This is a genomic window from Diaphorobacter sp. J5-51 (assembly GCF_001023515.1).
Taxonomy (GTDB): domain Bacteria; phylum Pseudomonadota; class Gammaproteobacteria; order Burkholderiales; family Burkholderiaceae_C; genus Diaphorobacter; species Diaphorobacter nitroreducens.
In genome coordinates this window covers 38,699-54,763 of sequence record NZ_JSYI01000005.1, presented here as the reverse complement: position 1 = coordinate 54,763, position 16,065 = coordinate 38,699, and the positions used below count along the sequence as shown (strand labels likewise).

Below are 16,065 nucleotides of genomic sequence, written 5' to 3'. Positions count from 1 at the left end.
TTTTGAAAGATATGCCCCGTTTTCACTGCCCCCTGCCCCTGGCCGCTGATGCGCAGCTCACGCTGCCGCCGACGGCCGCGCGCCATGTGCAGGTGCTGCGCCTGCAGCCGGGCGACGCGGTCACGCTGTTCAACGGCGAGGGCGGCGAGTGGAGCGCCACCGTCACCCACATGGGCCGCAGCGATGTGCAGGTGCAGGTCGGCAGCCACAGCGCCGTGGAGCGCGAGGCCGCGCGCGCCGTGCACCTGGTGGTGGGCATGCCCGCCAACGAGCGCATGGACTGGCTGGTGGAAAAGGCCACCGAGCTGGGTGCCGCGAGCATCCAGCCGATTGCCGCGGCACGCAGCGTGCTCAAGCTGTCCGGCGAGCGCGCCGCCAAGCGCCAGCAGCACTGGCAGGCGATTGCCGTGGCGGCCTGCGAGCAATGCGGGCGCAACCGCGTGCCCTCCGTGCACGCGCCGCTGTCCCTGGCCGACTGGCTGCGCCAGCCCCCTGCCGACGCACTCGCGCCGGACGCGGCGCGCCTGCTGCTGTCGCTGCGCAGCGGCAGCTGCCCGCTGCGGGAAGCCGCGGCCCAGGGCGGCGCCGTCTGGGTGCTGCACGGCCCCGAGGGCGGCCTGACCGCGCAGGAGGAAGACGCCGCGCTGGCCCAGGGCTTTGCGCCGGCCAGCCTGGGCGCGCGCGTGCTGCGGGCGGAAACTGCCTCGGTGGCGGCACTGGCGCTGCTGGGGCTGGCCTGATGCGCGCACTGGCCCCGGACGACCTGGCGCCACAGGTCGGCGATGACGCGCTGGACAACGGCGTGGGCGCAGGCATGGGCCTAGGCATGGGCGCCATCGCGGATTTCTTTCGCGACGCCTACAGTTTTGACGATACCGCGCAGGACTCCCCGCTGCTGTGGCACCTGTCGCGCCAGCAGCCGCTCACGCAGGCGCTGAGCGGCCTGTTCCACGGCCCCGCGGCGCTGGTGCAGCTGCGCGTGTGGGTGTTCCTGCAGCTGGCGGCGCAGGGCGACGCGCAACTACCGCGCGAACGCATCGACGAACTCTTTCACGCGCTGCGCCCCGAAGCGCTGGAGACGGTGCTCAAGCGCCTGCGCGACGTGGGCCTGCTGGCCTGGGACGAGACCCAGCGCAGCTACCACCTGCCCGCGCTGGCCCAGCGCGTGGCCGGCCTGCTGGCACCGCTGACCAGCCCCGCGCCCGAAGACGACAACGCCGACGGCGGCGAACTGGCCGCCCTGCTGGGCCAAGTGGTGGGCGCCAACCAGCTGGGCAGCGTGGATGCCGGCCAGGTGCAGCTGCTGCAGGCGCAACTGGCGCGCCTGCACGGCGAGTTTGCCGACGCCATCGCCAGCGGCTCCGAGTTCCGCCTGCGCGAGGCGCGCAAGCGCTACGACCGCGCAGCCCAGCTCATCGACCGCGCCTCCGACGCCATCACCGCCATCATCGGCAACAGCCACGGCCACCTGCTGCTGGAGCGCGCGGCGCGCGGCCTGGGCCAGGCGCAGTCGCGCCTGCTGGCCATGGCCAGCCAGTTCAACCGTGCGCTGCAGCAGGTGGACCGCCAGCGCGTGACGCTGGGCACCACCGGCATCACCAGCACCGACGTGAAGCGCTGGCTGCAGGCCGCGCCGCAGCTGCACCGCCTGCTGGACGGCGCCGTGGCCCTGCCCACGCAACTGGCCACGCTGGCCCCGCACGAGCTGCTGGACGTGGTGGAGGCCGAGTTCGAACGCGACCGCCCCCAGCCCGCGCTGGCCGAGGCCCTGCCCAACGCGCAGAGCGCGCCCGCCGGCACGCTGACCGCCGTGGCCCTGCCGCGCGAGCTGGGCGACCTGAATGCGCTGCTCGCCGAATGGGCCCGCGACGGCGGCCATGCCGATGCCGCCCGCACCGCGGCCGAGGCCCTGCTGGGCCCGCGCCCCGGCGCCACGCGTTACGCGCAGCTGGCCTACAAGGCCCAGCTCATGCCCCTGCTGGGCGATCCGCAGGCCGCCGTGCTGCCGGGCCTGACGGGCGAGCTGGCGCGCCAGCCGTGGCGCATCGAATGGCAGCCGCAGGCCGAGCCGCTGGACCACCACCAGGTGGAGCTGCTCAGCCGTGGCCGGCTGGTGCCGGCCGAACCCGACAGCCCCCAGGGCACCGAGGAAGTGAAGAATGGATGACGCCGCCCTGCTGATCGCCGAGCTGCTCACGCGCCGCTGGCTGCCCCGCAGCCACCCGCGTGTGAAGCGCGCGCTGGTCGATGCCGAACTCTTTGCCCAGGTGGAGCAACGCCTGGCCCAATCCGGCCTGCGCTGGATGGACAGCATCTACGCCGACCACGTGAGCGTGGCCCTCTTGAGCGCCGCGCAGAACGGGGTGATGGGCGAGTCCGGCCTGAACGCCAACAACAACCTGGAGCTGCCGCGCGACGCGCAGGCGCTGCTCATCGTGCTGTGGGCGCTCATCGTGTTGCCCAAGCGCGAGCGCCAGACCAGCCGCGTGCAGGAGGCCGACGCGGGGCAGAACGACTTTTTCCCCGGTGCCAAGCCCCTGCCCCAGGCCAGCGTGGCCAGCCCCGTGCTGTCGTACAAGGCGCTGCTGGAGGACTATGGCCCGCAGCTGGGCAAGAAGCTGCGCCTGGACGCCAACCTCAAGCTGCTGGAGCGCCACGGCTTCATCCTGCGCCGCCAGGACGAGATCGCCGAGGGGCCGCTGCTGGACGTGCTGCTGGACTACGACGTGCTCGCCCCGCGCATCCTGGACGGCGCGCTGGCCGACGTACTGCTGCGCGAGCGCGCGGCTGCGCCGGAATCCGAGCCAAATCAGCCTCTAACGCCCGAACAGCAAGCGCCAGCAGCTATGAATAACGAAGCATCCACGGTGCAGGAGAACTGACCGCCATGTTCCACCTGCAAACCCTGGAACTCGTTCACTGGGACTACTGCCAGCGCGTGTCGCTGCCGCTGGACGGCTCCATCATCACGATTGCGGGGCCCAACGGCTCGGGCAAGACCACGCTGCTGGACGCCATGCGCACCCTGCTGGGCCTGCGCTGCTCGGCCCCGCGCGACTACCGCACCTATGCGCGCCACGCCGGCGCGCAGACTGCCTGGCTGCGCGCCGTGGTGGACAACCGGCCGCAGGGCCGGCAAAGCTCCAGCCGCCCGTTTGCGCGCCGCCTGCTCTACAGCGACCAGGTCACGCTGGCCTGCCGTATCGACAAGAACGGGGGCGACTGGCAGCGCCGCTACTGCCTGGTGGAGGGCGATGTCTCCATCGAGCAGCTGCTGGACATGCCCGAGAAGGACCTGGGCTTCATGGGCGTGGAGGCCTGGGGCCGCGTGCTGGCCGCCGCCGGCCTGTCGCCGGCGATTGCGCGCGTGCTCTCGCTGGAGCAGGGCCAGACCGACCGGCTGTGCGAATTCAGCCCGCGCGAGCTGCTGCGCCTGGTGTTCGACGTGTTCGGCGACCAGCAGGTGCTGGACGCCTACGACCAGGCGCGCGAGCACCAGCAGCAGCTGGCGCGCGAGATGGCGCAGGCCGAGCGCGAGCTGGACCACAGCCGCGCGCAGCTCTCCGAACTGCACAACCGCGTGACCAGCTACAAGACCTGGCAGATGCGCCTGGCCGAGCGCGAGCGCCTGGCCACCGAGGTGCTGCCCGTGCTCGGCTGGTGGGGCGAGCGCGAGCAGCTCACCAAACAGTCGCGCGAGCTGCGCCGCCAGAAGGCCCAGCACCGCGCGGCCCTGGCGGAGCAGGCGGTGCAGAACAAGCGCCTGCTGCACCTGCTGGAGGAAGGCACGCGCGCGCAACAGCAAGCCGAGCAGCTGCGCGCAGAGCGCGACCAGGCGCGCACGCAGCTGGACGAGGCCACACGCCACGAGGCCCCGCTGGAAAAGCTGGCCCAGCGCGAGCAGGAGCTGCTGGCGCTGGTGGACAAGGGCAGCAATGCCGACGAATTGCAGGCCCACCTGGCCCAGTTGCAGGACCAGGAATCGGCCCTGCAGGACGAGCGCAGCCAACTCACCCAGCGGCGCAAGCTGGCCGCCGCGCAGCTCGCCGCACTCGAAGGCCAGAGCCTGCCGCCGCTGCCGCCCGAGGTGCTGCGCTTTCGCAAACAACTGGCCAACGCCGGCATCGGCCACCGCTTCGTCGCCGAAACCGTGGAAGTGCAGGACGAGCGCTGGCGCGCCGCCATCGAGGGTGTGCTGCGCGGCCACCGCTGGGTGGTGCTGCTGGACCAGGCGGACGATCTGACCGAGGCCTGGGAGCTGGGCGAGCGCGAGCGCTACCGCCACTACATCGTCGAGCCGGGCAGCGTGGCGCTGAAGGGCGAGAGCGGCACGCTGCTGGAGCATGTGCGCTTCACCGCGCCCGTGCCGCGCTGGCTGGTGCAGCAACTGCAGAACCTGCGCTGCGTGGCCGACCCGCGCGAGGGCAAGAAGCTGGGCGGCACCTGGATCACGCCCCAGGCCTACATGCACGACGGGCGCGGCGCGCGCTCCATGTGGGTGGAGGCGCATGAGCACCAGTTCGGCGCCAGCGCCGTGCAGGCACGCCGCAGCGCGGCCGAGCGCGACCTGGCCCGCATCGATGCGCAGCTGGCACCCGTGCTGGACCAGCTCATGGCCCTCAAGCGCCAGATCACCGACACCCGCCGCGCCCTGGAAGGCCACAGCGCCGCCGAGGAGCTGGCGCGCCGCAGCGACGAGTTTGGCCAGGCGCGCGAGCAGTTGCCCGCCGCCAAGCAGGCGCGCGTGGCCGCGGCCCAGCTGTGGCAGCGCCTGGAGCAGGAATCCACCCGCGCCCACGACCGCCACCGCGCCTTCAATGAGGAGCACAAGCGCCTGGAGGCGCAGCTGCAGCGCGCGCGCGGCGACAGCGAGCGCGCCGCGCAGGAGTGGAGCGCGCGCCGCCGCCAGCAACAAGGGGCCGTGGCCCGCAGCCAGGCCCAGCGTGCGCAGTTCCCGGCGCGCTGGATCACGCCCGCCGCCATGGGCGCGCTGGTCGACGAATACGTGAACGACACCCAGGCCAAGCTGCGCCTGCATGCCGTGGAGCAGGAACTGGAGCAAGGCACCTGGGAGCAGGACGCCACCGTGGAAGAACGCCACCGCCGCATGGACGTGACGGTGCGCGAGCAGGCGGCCAGCCTGTCGGACCACCAGGTCAAGAACGCCCAGGCCGCCACGGCGGTGCTGAACGCGCGCGAGAGCTACATCGAGGTGCTGCGCAGCACGGTGCGCCGCTACCGCAAGAACATCCAGGAGCTGGGCCAGCTGGCCGGTGTGGAAGTGGCGGCCGACCTCCCCCTGCTGGAGAACGACGACACCGTGCTCGCCCAGGCGGGCCTGAAGGTGCATTTCGCCTTCGACGGCAAGGGCAGCATCGGGCTGAACGACGGCGAGGCCTCGGGCGGGCAGCAGGTCATCAAGTCGCTGATCCTGCTGGTGGGCCTGCTGAAAGACGAGGAAAGCGGCTCGGGCGGCTTCGTCTTCATCGACGAGCCCTTCGCCCACCTGGACGTGCGCAACATCCAGCTCGTGGGCCACTTCCTGCGCAGCACGCGCGCGCAGTACGTGCTGACCACGCCGATCACGCACAACCTGGAGGTGTTCGAGCCCGCCGAGATCACCCTCGTGACCAGCAAGAAGCCCGCCGGCAGCCGCTGGGCGCCGCCCATCGCCGTGGCCAAGCGGCGCGGCGTGCCGGAGCTCAAACCCCTCAGCGCATGACCGCCCTGCGCACGCAACCCAACGGGCACAGTCGCCGTACGCGGCACGGCGCACCGTGGACGAGCCTGCCAACGTTGCGCCCCGCCCAACAGGCCCTTTTGTGCGACTGGCTGCGCGCCGACGCGGCAGAACGCCAATGGCAGTCCCTGTTGGACATTGCGGGCGCGCAGCGGCTGGAGCTGGCCGAGGGTCTCCTGGATCTGCTGCTGCATGCCGGTGCGCTGCGCACCAAGGAACGCTTCATCCACGCCCAGTGGCGCGTCGAACGCATCGTGTGGAGCGATGTGGCCGTGCTGCAGGAGGCCGTGGGCCTGCGCAGCGCAGCCACCCGCGAGAGCGCTCGCCAGCAGTTGGCAGCACAACTGCAGGCCCTGGGCGAGCAGGAGCCCTGGCTAGAAAGCGCTGTGCGCCACTGTCTGGACAGCCGCCAGGGCGAGACGCTGCGCCAGGCGCGCCTGCAGTTGCTGCAAGCCTTGGCCAGTTGGCAGGCCGACCAGCGCTTCGGGTTGCGCCAGGATTTCGCCCAGCACGCGCGCGGCACCACCAAGGCCATCACCCCGACTGAATGGAAATGGCTGCAAGCCCATGTGCCGCTGGAAGCGCTGGGCATCGCCCGCTTCGCGCCGCTGTTGTGGCTGGGCGGCTCGCTCACTCTGAATACGCCCGGGGGCTGCATCGATGTGGCGGCTGCCGGCCTGTGCGGCCTGCCCACGCGTCTGTTTGGCGCGCCGGCTCGGGTGCGGGCGCCCCGCCGCTACTGGCTGATCGAGAACCGTGCAAGCTTCGAGCGCCAGGCACTGGCGGCCGCGCCCGGCACTTGCGTGGTCTGGCTGCCCGGCCAGCCGCCGCAGAGCTGGCGGGAGGCGATGCAGTGGCTGCTACAGCAAGCCCCCGCACCAGCCGATGTGAGCTGCGACCCTGACCCCGCGGGCGTGGCCATCGCGCTGGCCGCAGGTGCGCTGTGGCATGCGGTGGGCCTGCCTTGGCAGGCCCACCGCATGCAGCCGCAAGACTGGGGCGCGGCCCCGCGCCTCCCGCTGAGCGCACACGACCATGCCTGGCTGCAGCGCCTGCAGGCCGACCCCGACCTGCCAGCCACGCTGCGCACCCTGTGCACCGCGTTGCAAACCCAAGGCCACAAAGCTGAGCAGGAATTCTGGCTGTAGCGCAACCGGCGCCGCACTGCACAGCGGCCGGTACCGCCCGTCAACGCAGTCCCACGACAGGGCATCGGGACAACTCATCGCCCCCTGGCAGGCCAGACCTCCAGCTCACGGCAACTACCTATTCTCAGACCGCGCGCGGGCCGCTTACAGTGCACACAGCGTGCGCGGTCCGCAGCCCCGCGCCTCTGAGAAAAGGAGCTTGCGTGAACCAGGAGGCCACGGGCCGCCGCGGCCTTGCCCAGCGGACGCTGGATGCACTCATCACGACCGATCCCCATCAGCGCATCCGCCTGGCCATGGCGGGGGTGTCGGCGCTGCTGATGCTGGGCTGCATCGGGGCGATGCACCTGGTGGCCGCCGCCGGCCTGACCTATCCCGTGCCGGTGTACTGGTGGACCCTGGCGTGCGGCGCGGGCATCACCACGGTGTTCGTGCTCATCCGCAGCGGCGCCAGCCGGCGCTTTGCCGACCCGTCGCTCACGCTGTTCCAGATCGTCTATGCGATTGCCTGCAACGCGGCGGCCTATGTGATCGCCGGCCCCGCGCGCGGCATTGCGCCGCCCATTCTCGCGGTCATCATGATGTTCGGCGTCTTCGGGCTCACCCCCCGCCAGATGGTGGGCGTGGCGCTCTACGGGCTGGTGGCCTTTGGTGCAGCGGGCGCCGTGGTGCAGTGGTGGCATCCGGCTTGGCTATCGCCCGACAGCCAGCCCCCGGCGCTGTCGGCGGCCTACCTGGTCATGATCGCGGTGGTGCTGGCCAGCAGCACCTTTCTCACCACGCGCGTGCACAGCGCGCGGGCCCGCCTGCGCAGCCAACAGCGCGAGCTGGCCGCCGCCGTGGAGCAGATCCGCGAACTGGCCGTCCGCGACGAGCTCACAGGCCTGCCCAACCGCCGCTACATGCTGGAGATGATGCGGCTGGAGCATGCGCGCGCGCAGCGCAGCCGGCAGCCCCTGCTGCTGGCGCAGCTGGACCTGGACCATTTCAAGGCGGTGAACGACACGCACGGCCATGCGGCCGGCGACGTAGCGCTGCAGTCGTTCGCGCAGACGGTGCACGGCTGCGTGCGGGCCAGCGACCTCCTGGCGCGCTGGGGCGGCGAGGAGTTCCTGCTGCTCATGGCCAATACCCACCCGGCGGACGGCACGCGTCTGCTGGAGCGCGTGCGCGCCACCGTGGCCGCCACGCCCGTGGCCCTGCCAGGCGGCATGCAGCTGTCTCTGACGGTGTCGGTCGGGCTGGCGGAACTGGCCCACGGCGAGAGCACCGCCGCGCTGCTGCAGCGCGCGGACGCGGCCCTCTACGGCGCCAAGCGCCTGGGGCGCAACCGCGTGCTGCTCGCGCACTGAGGGCGGGTTTGCTCCTAAAAAAGTAGCTGCTAGCGCTTGCTACACAAGCGCCGCAGGCCGATTTGGCTCAAGCCGCCACGGGCTGCGCCCGGCGCACCGGGCAGCGCTGCTCCAGCCACGATTCCAATTGCGCGAACACGGGCGCCGCGTCGCGCTCGTTGAAGATCTCGTGGTACAGCCCTGCAAAACCCTGGGCATGCACCACGGCCGGGGGCGCCGCTGCCGCGAAGGCACGGCTGCCCGCGGGATTGACGATGCGGTCGTCCTCGCCCCACAGCAGCAGCGTAGGAACCGTCCAGCGCGCGGCGCGCGCCAGCGTGGCGGGGCCGGCATCGGCAATGAAGCGAGCCAACCGCGCGCTGATGCGGTCGTGGCAACGCCGGTCGGCCCGGTAGGCGGCCACCACGGCCGGGTCGTGCGACAGGTGTTCAGGGTTCAGGCCGTTGCCCACGCGCAGGTTGGGCACCAGCCGGGGCAGCGTGGCCAGCAGCAGCTTTTGCAGCGGGTTCATGAAAGTGGCCAGCGCGGGCGACGAGAGCACCAGCGCATCCACGGGGCGCACGCCCCGCGCCACGAAGCTCGCCGCCACCAGCCCGCCCATGCTGTGGCCCAGCAGCACCAGCGGCTCGCCGGGCCGCAGCCGCGTGCGTGTGGCGTCCACCAGGTCCGCCAGGTCGGCCAGCAGGCGCAGGTCGCTGGTGAGGCCGCCTCGCGGCCCGCCGGAGTCGCCGTGGCCGTAGTGGTCGTAGCCGCGCACGCTGAAGCCCCAGCCGTTCAGGCGCTGGGCCAGGGCCTCGTAGCGCCCCGCGTGCTCGCCCAGGCCGTGCACCAGCAGCACGGCGCCGCGGCGCTCCTGCGCGGGCAGCGGCCAGTCCTGTACGGCGAGGTTCTCGCCGTCGCTGGCGGTGAAGGGGCGCAGCGTGGGTTCGCTCAGTTCCTGCATGGCCGTGCGCGTTTTCAGGCCGGCATGCTGGCGATCACCTGCGCCACGGCCGCGGTGAGCTTCTTGGCGTAGGGCACGTGCAGGAACTCGTTGGGGCCGTGGGCGTTGCTCTTGGGGCCGAGCACGCCGCAGACCATCATCTGCGCCGTCGGGAAACCGCGGCTCAGCATGTTCATGAGCGGAATCGTGCCGCCCTGGCCGATGTAGCCGCAAGGCGCGCCGAAGTGCGCCTGGCTCGCGGCGTTGAGCGCCTGCTCGAACCACGGCGTGATGGCCGGGGCGTTCCAGCCGCTGGCCGCGCCATCGGGGGCGAAGGTGACCTTGGCCTGGTAGGGTGCGTTGTCCTCCAGCACGGCCTTCATCTCCTGCAGGCAGGCGGCGGCGTCCACCAGCGGCGGCAGGCGCAACGACAGCTTGAAGGCCGTGTAGGGGCGCAGCACGTTGCCCGCATCCTGGAGGGCGGGGAAGCCCTCGGCCCCCGTCACGCTGAGCGTGGGCTCCCAGGTGCGCTTGAGCAGCGCCTGTACCGGGTCGGTGGTGGTGGGCAGGGCAAACACCGTGCTGCCACCGCAATCGGCATGCGCCCAGGGGAAACGCTTGTAGACCTCCTCGCCCAGGATGGCGGCGGTGGCCCGCGCCTGCGCCAGGCGGTCGGGTGGCACCTCGCAGTGGAAGTGCGCAGGCAACAGGCGGCCCGTGGCCGAGTCCTCCAGCCGGTCGAGCACCTGGCGCATGATGCGAAACGACGACGGCACCAGACCCGATGAGTCGCCCGAGTGCACCCCCTCGGTGAGGATCTGGACCTTGAGCGTGCCGCTGGCCATGCCGCGCAGGCTGGTGGTGAGCCACAGCTGGTCGTAGTTGCCCGCGCCCGAGTCCAGGCAGATCACCAGGGCCACGTCGCCCAGGCGGGTCTTCAGCGCGTCGATGTAAGGCAGCAGGTCGGCGGAGCCGCTCTCCTCGCAGGTCTCGATCAGGCCCACGATGCGCGGGTGCGGCACGTTCTGGCGCTTGAGCTCCTGCACCGCGGCCACGCTGGCGTAGACCGCGTAGCCGTCGTCGGCGCCGCCCCGGCCGTAGAGCTTGCCGTCCTCGTACTTGGGTGTCCACGGGCCCAGGTCGCTGCGCCAGCCCTCGAATTCGGGCTGCTTGTCCAGGTGGCCGTACATCAGCACGGTCTGCGTGGATCGCGGCTGGGTGGCCGCCACCTCGAAGAACAGTACCGGCGTGCGCCCCGGCAGGCGCACGATCTCCAGTTGCAGGCCGGCCACCTTTTGCGCCTCGACCCAGTGCGCGGCATTGCGCAGCACGGTCTCCAGGTGGCCCTGTTCGCGCCAGTCGGGCGCAAAGCCCGGCGACTTGGCGGGGATGCGGATGTAGTCGGTGAGCTGCCGCAGGATGTCTTCGTCCCACACCCGCCCCACGCGTTCCAGCGCGAGTGCGGCATCCAGGGCGGCGGCGGGCAGGCGGTCGTTCATGGCAGAACCTCTGTCGGTGCGCAAAAGGCGCAGGATACGCCAACACCCGCCGCCCGGCGACGGCGATCTGCACGGCGCCCTATTAGTCCACCGCCGGTACGGGCGCGGGGCACGGTGCCGCCAGCGCCGTGGACTCCACCCGGTTGCGCCCGGCGAGCTTGGCTGCATACAGCGCCTCGTCGGCCCCCTGAACGAGCCTGTCCCAGCCGTCCGCGGGCTGCAGGGGCCCGCCGCACACGCCGATGCTCACGGTCACCGGTATCTCCTTGCCGCCGCCCACACAGGGCAAGCGCTCCACGGCGCGGCGCAGCGTCTCGGCAAGCTCCAGGGCCCCGCCGAGCGGGGTGTGCGGCAACAGGACCATGAATTCTTCACCCCCGTAGCGACCCACCAGGTCCTGCGCCCGCAGGCGCGTGCGCAGCAGGTCCGCCACATGGCGCAGCACGCTGTCGCCCGCCAGGTGGCCATGGCTGTCGTTGACGAACTTGAAGTGATCGATGTCCACCAGCATCACCGCGTAAGGCTCGCGCAGGCGCACGGCGCGGGCCACATCGCGCTCCAGCGCCATGATGAGCGAACGGCGGTTGACCAGCCCCGTGAGCGCATCGTGCGCGGCGAAATAGCGGTTGTCGGCATCGGAGCGGTCCTTGCCCATGAGGATGAAGCCCAGCGAACTCAGGATCACCACCACGAAGGCCGCCATGAAGGTGATGGACTGCATGGCGTTGCCCTGCATCAGCCCCTCGGCCGGTATGTCGCGCGTGGCGGCGAGCATTCCGCGCACCCCCAGCAGCAGTACCTCCATCACCAGGCCCACGCTGAGCAGCGTCGCGCCGCGCAGGGACGCAGCCGGCCGCTCGCGCCACAGGGACCACAGCACCATGCCCAGCTGCAGCGGCGGCACCACGCCCGCGGTGACGATGCGTGCGCGGTAGTCGTCAATGAAGAACGCAAACAACAGCGCTGTCGCCGCAACCGGCACCGCCATGCGGCGCCACGGCAACGCCCGCCCCTGGAACTGGTGCACGGCCGCCAGCACCATGGCGAACGTGCCCGACAGCAGCGTGTTGGCCAGGACGATGCTGGCCCAGTCGGACACCAGGCCGCGCAGGGCGTACAGCACGTACGTGGAGGTGTGCATCATCAGCCCCAGCGCCCACAGGCTGATGCCCTCGCGGCGCCCCGGCCGCACCGCGCCCAGGGATGCCGCCATGGTGAGGGAAGCCGCCGCGGTCATCAGCAGCATGGTGGGCACATCGAGGAATGGCATGGAAACGGCAAGGGCGGGCGCGCCCCGGGCCATGCGTGCAGCGCGCGAGGATAACCGCCCCGCCCCCGGCGGGGCCCGCACTCAGGTAAGCGCGAGGGCCCCCACGCGCAGGTCGGCCACCTCAGCCATTGGCGCGGGTGCATGCGCAGGTGCCGCAATCAGGGACGCGTCGCCCAGGGCCGGCCCCAGCCTGAACACCTGCACGGCCGCGGCCAGGCGCGCCGCCTGCTCGCGCAGGCTGTGCGCGGCGGCGGCGGACTCCTCCACCAGCGCGGCGTTCTGCTGCGTCATCTGGTCCAGCTGGCCCACGGCCTGGTTGACCTGGCCAATGCCGCCGGCCTGCTCAGACGCTGCGGCCGTGATCTCGCCAATGATGTCGCCCACGCGCTGCACGCTGCCCACGATCTCGCCCATGGTGCTGCCGGCGTCCTGCACGAGGCGCGCGCCCGTCTCCACCTTCTCCACCGAGGCCTGGATGAGCTGCTTGATCTCGCGCGCCGCCTCGGCGCTGCGGCCNCCAGGCTGCGCACCTCGCCCGCCACCACGGCAAAGCCGCGGCCCTGTTCGCCGGCGCGTGCAGCCTCCACGGCGGCGTTCAGCGCCAGGATGTTGGTCTGGAAGGCAATGCCGTCGATCACGCCGATGATGTCGGCGATCTTGCGCGAGCTCTGGTTGATGTCGTCCATGGTGGTCACCACCTCGCCCACCACCTGCCCGCCGCGGGCCGCCACCTGCGCGGCGGAGGCCGCGAGCTGGTTGGCCTGGTGGGCCGCATCGGCGGACTGGCGCACGGTGGCCGTGAGCTGGTCCATGCTCTGCGCCGTCTGCGCCAGGCTGCCGGCAGTGGCCTCCGTGCGTGCCGACAGGTCCTGGTTGCCGCTGGCGATCTCGGCGCTGGCGGTGTCGATGCTGTCCACAGCCGTGCGCACCTCTTGCAGCATCTGCACGTAGCGCAGGCGCATGCCTTCCACTTCCCGCACCAGCGTGCCGATCTCGTCGCGCCGCGTGGTCTCGAAGCTCTGCGTCAGGTCGCCTTGCGCGACGAGCGTGATGGCCTGCGTGAGCCCGGTCAGCGGCTGGCTGACGCCGCGGCGCAGCATCACGAACAGACCCACGCCCAGCAAGCCGACGGCCAATGCCATCAATCCCCACACGGCCCAGGTGACGTGGCGCTGGCCGGCCATGGCCTCGGCGTCCGGCACCTCGGCAACCACCCACCATCCGCCCTGTGTCTTGCGCAGCAGCGCCCAAGGGTCCTGCGCGCCGGGCGAATACACCGCCGCCGCGTCGCGCACGAAGCCCTCTGGCGCAGCCACCAACGCCTCGAAGAAGGCCCGTGACTGGGGGAAGGCCTCCAGCACCCGCTGGCCCCGCGCCGTGGGGTGGTACACGAAGCTGGCCTGCTCCAGCCCGGCGCCGGGGTTGATCACGTACACGCCGCCGTGCTCGAAAAAGCGCGTCTGCTCCACCTGCTTTTGCAGCATGGCGTGGAAGATGCTGACGTCATTGCCGATGAACAGCAGCGCCACCACCTTGCCCGCCGTGTCCTTGACCGGCAGGTAGTGGCCCATGTAGGGCTTGCCTGCGACCACGGTGATGCCGGTGTAGGGCTCGCCCTTGACGACTGCCGCGTAGGCAGGATCGGCTCGGTCCAGCGGCGTGCCCTGCTGGCGCTGACCTTGCGCATCTTTCACTGAGGTGGTGATGCGCACGAAGTCGTCCCCCTTGCGCGCAAACACGGTGGCCACGCCGCCGGTCTCGTTGGCGAACTTGTCCACCGCGCTGTAGTCCTCGTTGACCAGCGCGCCGAAGCTGCGCAGCTCCCCCGCGCCCTCGTCGAGTTGCATGGTGGCCTCGAAGTAGCGGCGAAAGCCGCGCATGGTGGCCTGGACCAGCTCACGGTTGGTGTTGTCCGCCGCATCCAGCGAATGGGCGACGGCCTGGGTGGTGCCGCCAATGCTCTGCACCAACTGCGCCCGCGTGCTGCTTTCGGTCAGAACCGCCAGGGCCAGCCCCACGCCCACCAGCACCAGGGCCACAAGCCCCAGGGCGGTCAGCGTGACCCGGCGGGCAACGGAATGGTGGGCAAGCGAAACGGCGGCCATGCATGTCTCCAGAAAAAGGGGTGCGCCGGGTCGTCCCGGTCTGTCTGGAAATCTACGGCAGGCCTGCCGTTACATCCATTCACAATATCCCTTACGCGGTCTCACGTACCACGCATCCCGCCCAGAGGCCCGGCATCGGGAACAGAGGAATTTTGGCCTCTAGCGCTTATCCATCAAGCGCTAAAAGCTACAATTATAATAGCAAAACCCCGCCGGCGAGAAATGTCCCCTGCGCGCCGGGCTGGACGGTGCGATCAGTCGTGCTCGAAACGGAACACTGCCGTGCCCGCACGCGCATTGGGCAGCCAGCGCACCTCGCGCCCGTCCTGAAGGCCGAAGGCGTCCAGGATGCGCAGCTTGTTCTTGTGCGCCAGCACCTCGAAGTCCTTGAACGTGCCCACGCGGATGTTGGGCGTGTCGTACCACTGGTAGGGCAGGCGCCGGGTGACGGGCATGCGCCCGCGCAGCACCGACACGCGGTTGGGCCAGTGTGCGAAATTGGGGAAGGCGACGATGCCGCTCTTGCCCACGCGCGCAGTCTCGCGCAGCATCACCTCGGCATTGCGCAGGTGCTGCAGCGTATCGATCTGCAGCACCACGTCGAAGCTGTTATCGCCGAACATCGCCAGCCCCTCGTCGAGGTTGAGCTGGATCACGTTCACGCCGCGGCGCACGCAGGCGAGCACGTTGGCGTCGGCGATCTCGATGCCATAGCCGCTGCAGCCGCGTTCGCGCTGCAGGTAGTCCAGCATCGCGCCATCACCGCACCCCAGGTCGAGCACGCGCGCGCCTTCGGGCACCAGGCGCGCAATGGCTTGCATGGTGGCGTGGTCGCTCATGGTTGTCCTCCCTGCAGCCCCTTGGCAATACCATCGAAATAAGAGCGCACCACGCCCATGTAGCGCGGATCATCGAGCAAAAATGCATCATGCCCGTGCGGGGCGTCGATCTCGGCGTAGCTCACGTCGCGGCGGTTTTCCAGCAGCGCGTGCACGATCTCGCGGCTGCGCTGGGGCGAGAAGCGCCAGTCGGTGGTGAAACTCACCAGCAGGAACTTGGCACGCGCCACGGCCAGCGCCTGCGCCAGATTGCCGCCATGCTGGCGCGCGGGGTCGAAGTAGTCGAGCGCACGCGTGATGAGCAGGTAGGTGTTGGCGTCGAAATAGTCGCTGAACTTGTCGCCCTGGTAGCGCAGGTAGCTCTCGATCTGGAACTCGATGTCCTGCGTGCTGTATTTCAGGTCCATGCCCTCGCGCAACTGGCGCCCGAACTTCTCGTTCATCACGTCGTCGCTCAGGTAGGTGATGTGGCCGATCATGCGCGCGATGCGCAGCCCGCGCTTGGGGATCACGCCGTGGCGGTAGAAGTGCCCGCCGTGAAAGTCCGGGTCAGTGACGATGGCCCGGCGCGCCACTTCGTTGAAGGCGATGTTCTCGGCCGTGAGGTTGGGGGCGCTGGCCACGACCACGGCGTGGCGCATACGTTCGGGGTACTGCAGCGTCCAGGAAAGCGCTTGCATGCCGCCCAGGCTGCCGCCCATTACCGCTGCCAGTTGCGCGATGCCCAGGCGGTCCAGCAGGCGCGCCTGCGCATCGACCCAGTCCTCCACTGTGACGACGGGGAAGTCCGCACCGTAGACCTCGCCCGTGTCCGGGTGGCGGTGCATGGGCCCCGTGGACCCGAAGCACGAGCCCAGGTTGTTGACGCCGATGACGAAGAACTGGTTGGTGTCGACAGACTTGCCCGGCCCAATCATGTTGTCCCACCAGCCCTCGCTCCTGGGCTGGCCTGCGTAGCTGCCTGCGACGTGGTGCGAGGCATTGAGCGCATGGCATACCAGTACGGCGTTGGAGCGGTCGGCGTTGAGCGTGCCGTAGGTCTCGTAGGCCAAGGTGTAGTCGCGGATCGAGGCCCCCGACTGCAGCGGCAGGGGCTCGGCGAAGTGCATGGTTTGCGGTGTGGCGATGAACGACATGAAAAAACCCGGCTTCGCTAAACAACGAGGCCGGGTCCGGGTGCGTGCTGGGGT

At 70.5% G+C, this 16,065-nt stretch carries 12 protein-coding genes and 1 pseudogene; 6 read left to right on the top strand and 7 right to left on the bottom strand.

The features are described from left to right. The first annotated feature begins 11 nt into the window (after positions 1-11). The 6 genes from OX89_RS01035 (at position 12) to OX89_RS01010 (ending at position 8,240) form a co-directional block, all read left to right on the top strand. Complete coding sequence (locus OX89_RS01035) at positions 12-740, top strand: 16S rRNA (uracil(1498)-N(3))-methyltransferase (RefSeq protein ID WP_047349229.1); 729 nt, start codon at positions 12-14, stop codon at positions 738-740. Then, a complete protein-coding gene (locus OX89_RS01030) occupies positions 740-2,167 on the top strand; it encodes a hypothetical protein (RefSeq protein ID WP_047349228.1) in 1,428 nt (475 codons plus the stop codon). The genes OX89_RS01035 and OX89_RS01030 overlap by 1 nt, the downstream gene beginning before the upstream one ends. Further along, positions 2,160-2,882 carry a hypothetical protein gene (locus OX89_RS01025; protein WP_011807193.1) on the top strand — a complete coding sequence of 241 codons (723 nt, stop codon included), beginning with the start codon at positions 2,160-2,162 and terminating at the stop codon, positions 2,880-2,882. The genes OX89_RS01030 and OX89_RS01025 overlap by 8 nt, the downstream gene beginning before the upstream one ends. A gap of 5 nt (positions 2,883-2,887) precedes the next feature. Beyond that, positions 2,888-5,722: an ATP-binding protein gene (locus OX89_RS01020; protein ID WP_047349227.1), complete on the top strand. Its 2,835-nt coding sequence runs from the start codon at positions 2,888-2,890 to the stop codon at positions 5,720-5,722. After that, positions 5,719-6,888 (top strand): hypothetical protein, encoded by a 1,170-nt coding sequence (locus tag OX89_RS01015; RefSeq protein ID WP_047349226.1) that lies wholly within the window; start codon positions 5,719-5,721, stop codon positions 6,886-6,888. The genes OX89_RS01020 and OX89_RS01015 overlap by 4 nt, the downstream gene beginning before the upstream one ends. A 203-nt stretch (positions 6,889-7,091) precedes the next feature. Continuing rightward, on the top strand, positions 7,092-8,240 hold the full coding sequence (locus OX89_RS01010; protein WP_234305465.1) for a sensor domain-containing diguanylate cyclase: 1,149 nt from the start codon (positions 7,092-7,094) through the stop codon (positions 8,238-8,240). 67 nt (positions 8,241-8,307) lie between these two features. Here the strand turns inward: OX89_RS01010 and OX89_RS01005 are convergent, their stop codons facing one another. The 7 genes and pseudogenes from OX89_RS01005 to OX89_RS00980 all read right to left on the bottom strand — a co-directional run bounded on the left by OX89_RS01005 (position 8,308) and on the right by OX89_RS00980 (position 16,011). Further along, the gene (locus tag OX89_RS01005) at positions 8,308-9,183 is read right to left on the bottom strand and encodes an alpha/beta hydrolase (RefSeq protein ID WP_015914684.1); all 876 of its coding nucleotides are present in this window, start codon (positions 9,181-9,183) and stop codon (positions 8,308-8,310) included. 14 nt (positions 9,184-9,197) lie between these two features. After that, positions 9,198-10,661 carry a M20 family metallopeptidase gene (locus OX89_RS01000; protein WP_047349225.1) on the bottom strand — a complete coding sequence of 488 codons (1,464 nt, stop codon included), beginning with the start codon at positions 10,659-10,661 and terminating at the stop codon, positions 9,198-9,200. 82 nt (positions 10,662-10,743) lie between these two features. Then, positions 10,744-11,931, bottom strand: a complete 1,188-nt coding sequence (locus tag OX89_RS00995) for a diguanylate cyclase (RefSeq protein ID WP_047349264.1) — start codon at positions 11,929-11,931, stop codon at positions 10,744-10,746. 81 nt (positions 11,932-12,012) lie between these two features. Then, positions 12,013-12,447 (bottom strand): annotated as a pseudogene (locus OX89_RS18910) (methyl-accepting chemotaxis protein); the annotation flags it as partial. 1 nt (position 12,448) lies between these two features. After that, on the bottom strand, positions 12,449-14,036 hold a 1,588-nt coding region (locus tag OX89_RS19305; protein WP_304413779.1), incomplete at its 3' end, for a Cache 3/Cache 2 fusion domain-containing protein. A gap of 254 nt (positions 14,037-14,290) precedes the next feature. After that, positions 14,291-14,875 (bottom strand): methionine biosynthesis protein MetW, encoded by a 585-nt coding sequence (metW, locus tag OX89_RS00985; protein WP_011807201.1) that lies wholly within the window; start codon positions 14,873-14,875, stop codon positions 14,291-14,293. After that, positions 14,872-16,011: a homoserine O-acetyltransferase gene (locus OX89_RS00980; protein ID WP_011807202.1), complete on the bottom strand. Its 1,140-nt coding sequence runs from the start codon at positions 16,009-16,011 to the stop codon at positions 14,872-14,874. The genes metW and OX89_RS00980 overlap by 4 nt, the downstream gene beginning before the upstream one ends. Between the last annotated feature and the right edge of the window lie 54 nt (positions 16,012-16,065).

Excerpts from the sequence above, each read along its gene's own strand:
- OX89_RS01025 (WP_011807193.1), top strand. The coding sequence starts at position 2,160 with ATGGATGACGCCGCCCTGCTGATCGCCGAGCTGCTCACGCGCCGCTGG.
- OX89_RS01005 (WP_015914684.1), bottom strand. The coding sequence starts at position 9,183 with ATGCAGGAACTGAGCGAACCCACGCTGCGCCCCTTCACCGCCAGCGAC.
- metW (WP_011807201.1), bottom strand. The coding sequence starts at position 14,875 with ATGAGCGACCACGCCACCATGCAAGCCATTGCGCGCCTGGTGCCCGAA.
- OX89_RS01020 (WP_047349227.1), top strand. The coding sequence starts at position 2,888 with ATGTTCCACCTGCAAACCCTGGAACTCGTTCACTGGGACTACTGCCAG.
- OX89_RS01035 (WP_047349229.1), top strand. The coding sequence starts at position 12 with ATGCCCCGTTTTCACTGCCCCCTGCCCCTGGCCGCTGATGCGCAGCTC.
- OX89_RS00980 (WP_011807202.1), bottom strand. The coding sequence starts at position 16,011 with ATGTCGTTCATCGCCACACCGCAAACCATGCACTTCGCCGAGCCCCTG.
- OX89_RS01015 (WP_047349226.1), top strand. The coding sequence starts at position 5,719 with ATGACCGCCCTGCGCACGCAACCCAACGGGCACAGTCGCCGTACGCGG.
- OX89_RS00995 (WP_047349264.1), bottom strand. The coding sequence starts at position 11,931 with ATGCCATTCCTCGATGTGCCCACCATGCTGCTGATGACCGCGGCGGCT.
- OX89_RS01000 (WP_047349225.1), bottom strand. The coding sequence starts at position 10,661 with ATGAACGACCGCCTGCCCGCCGCCGCCCTGGATGCCGCACTCGCGCTG.
- OX89_RS01030 (WP_047349228.1), top strand. The coding sequence starts at position 740 with ATGCGCGCACTGGCCCCGGACGACCTGGCGCCACAGGTCGGCGATGAC.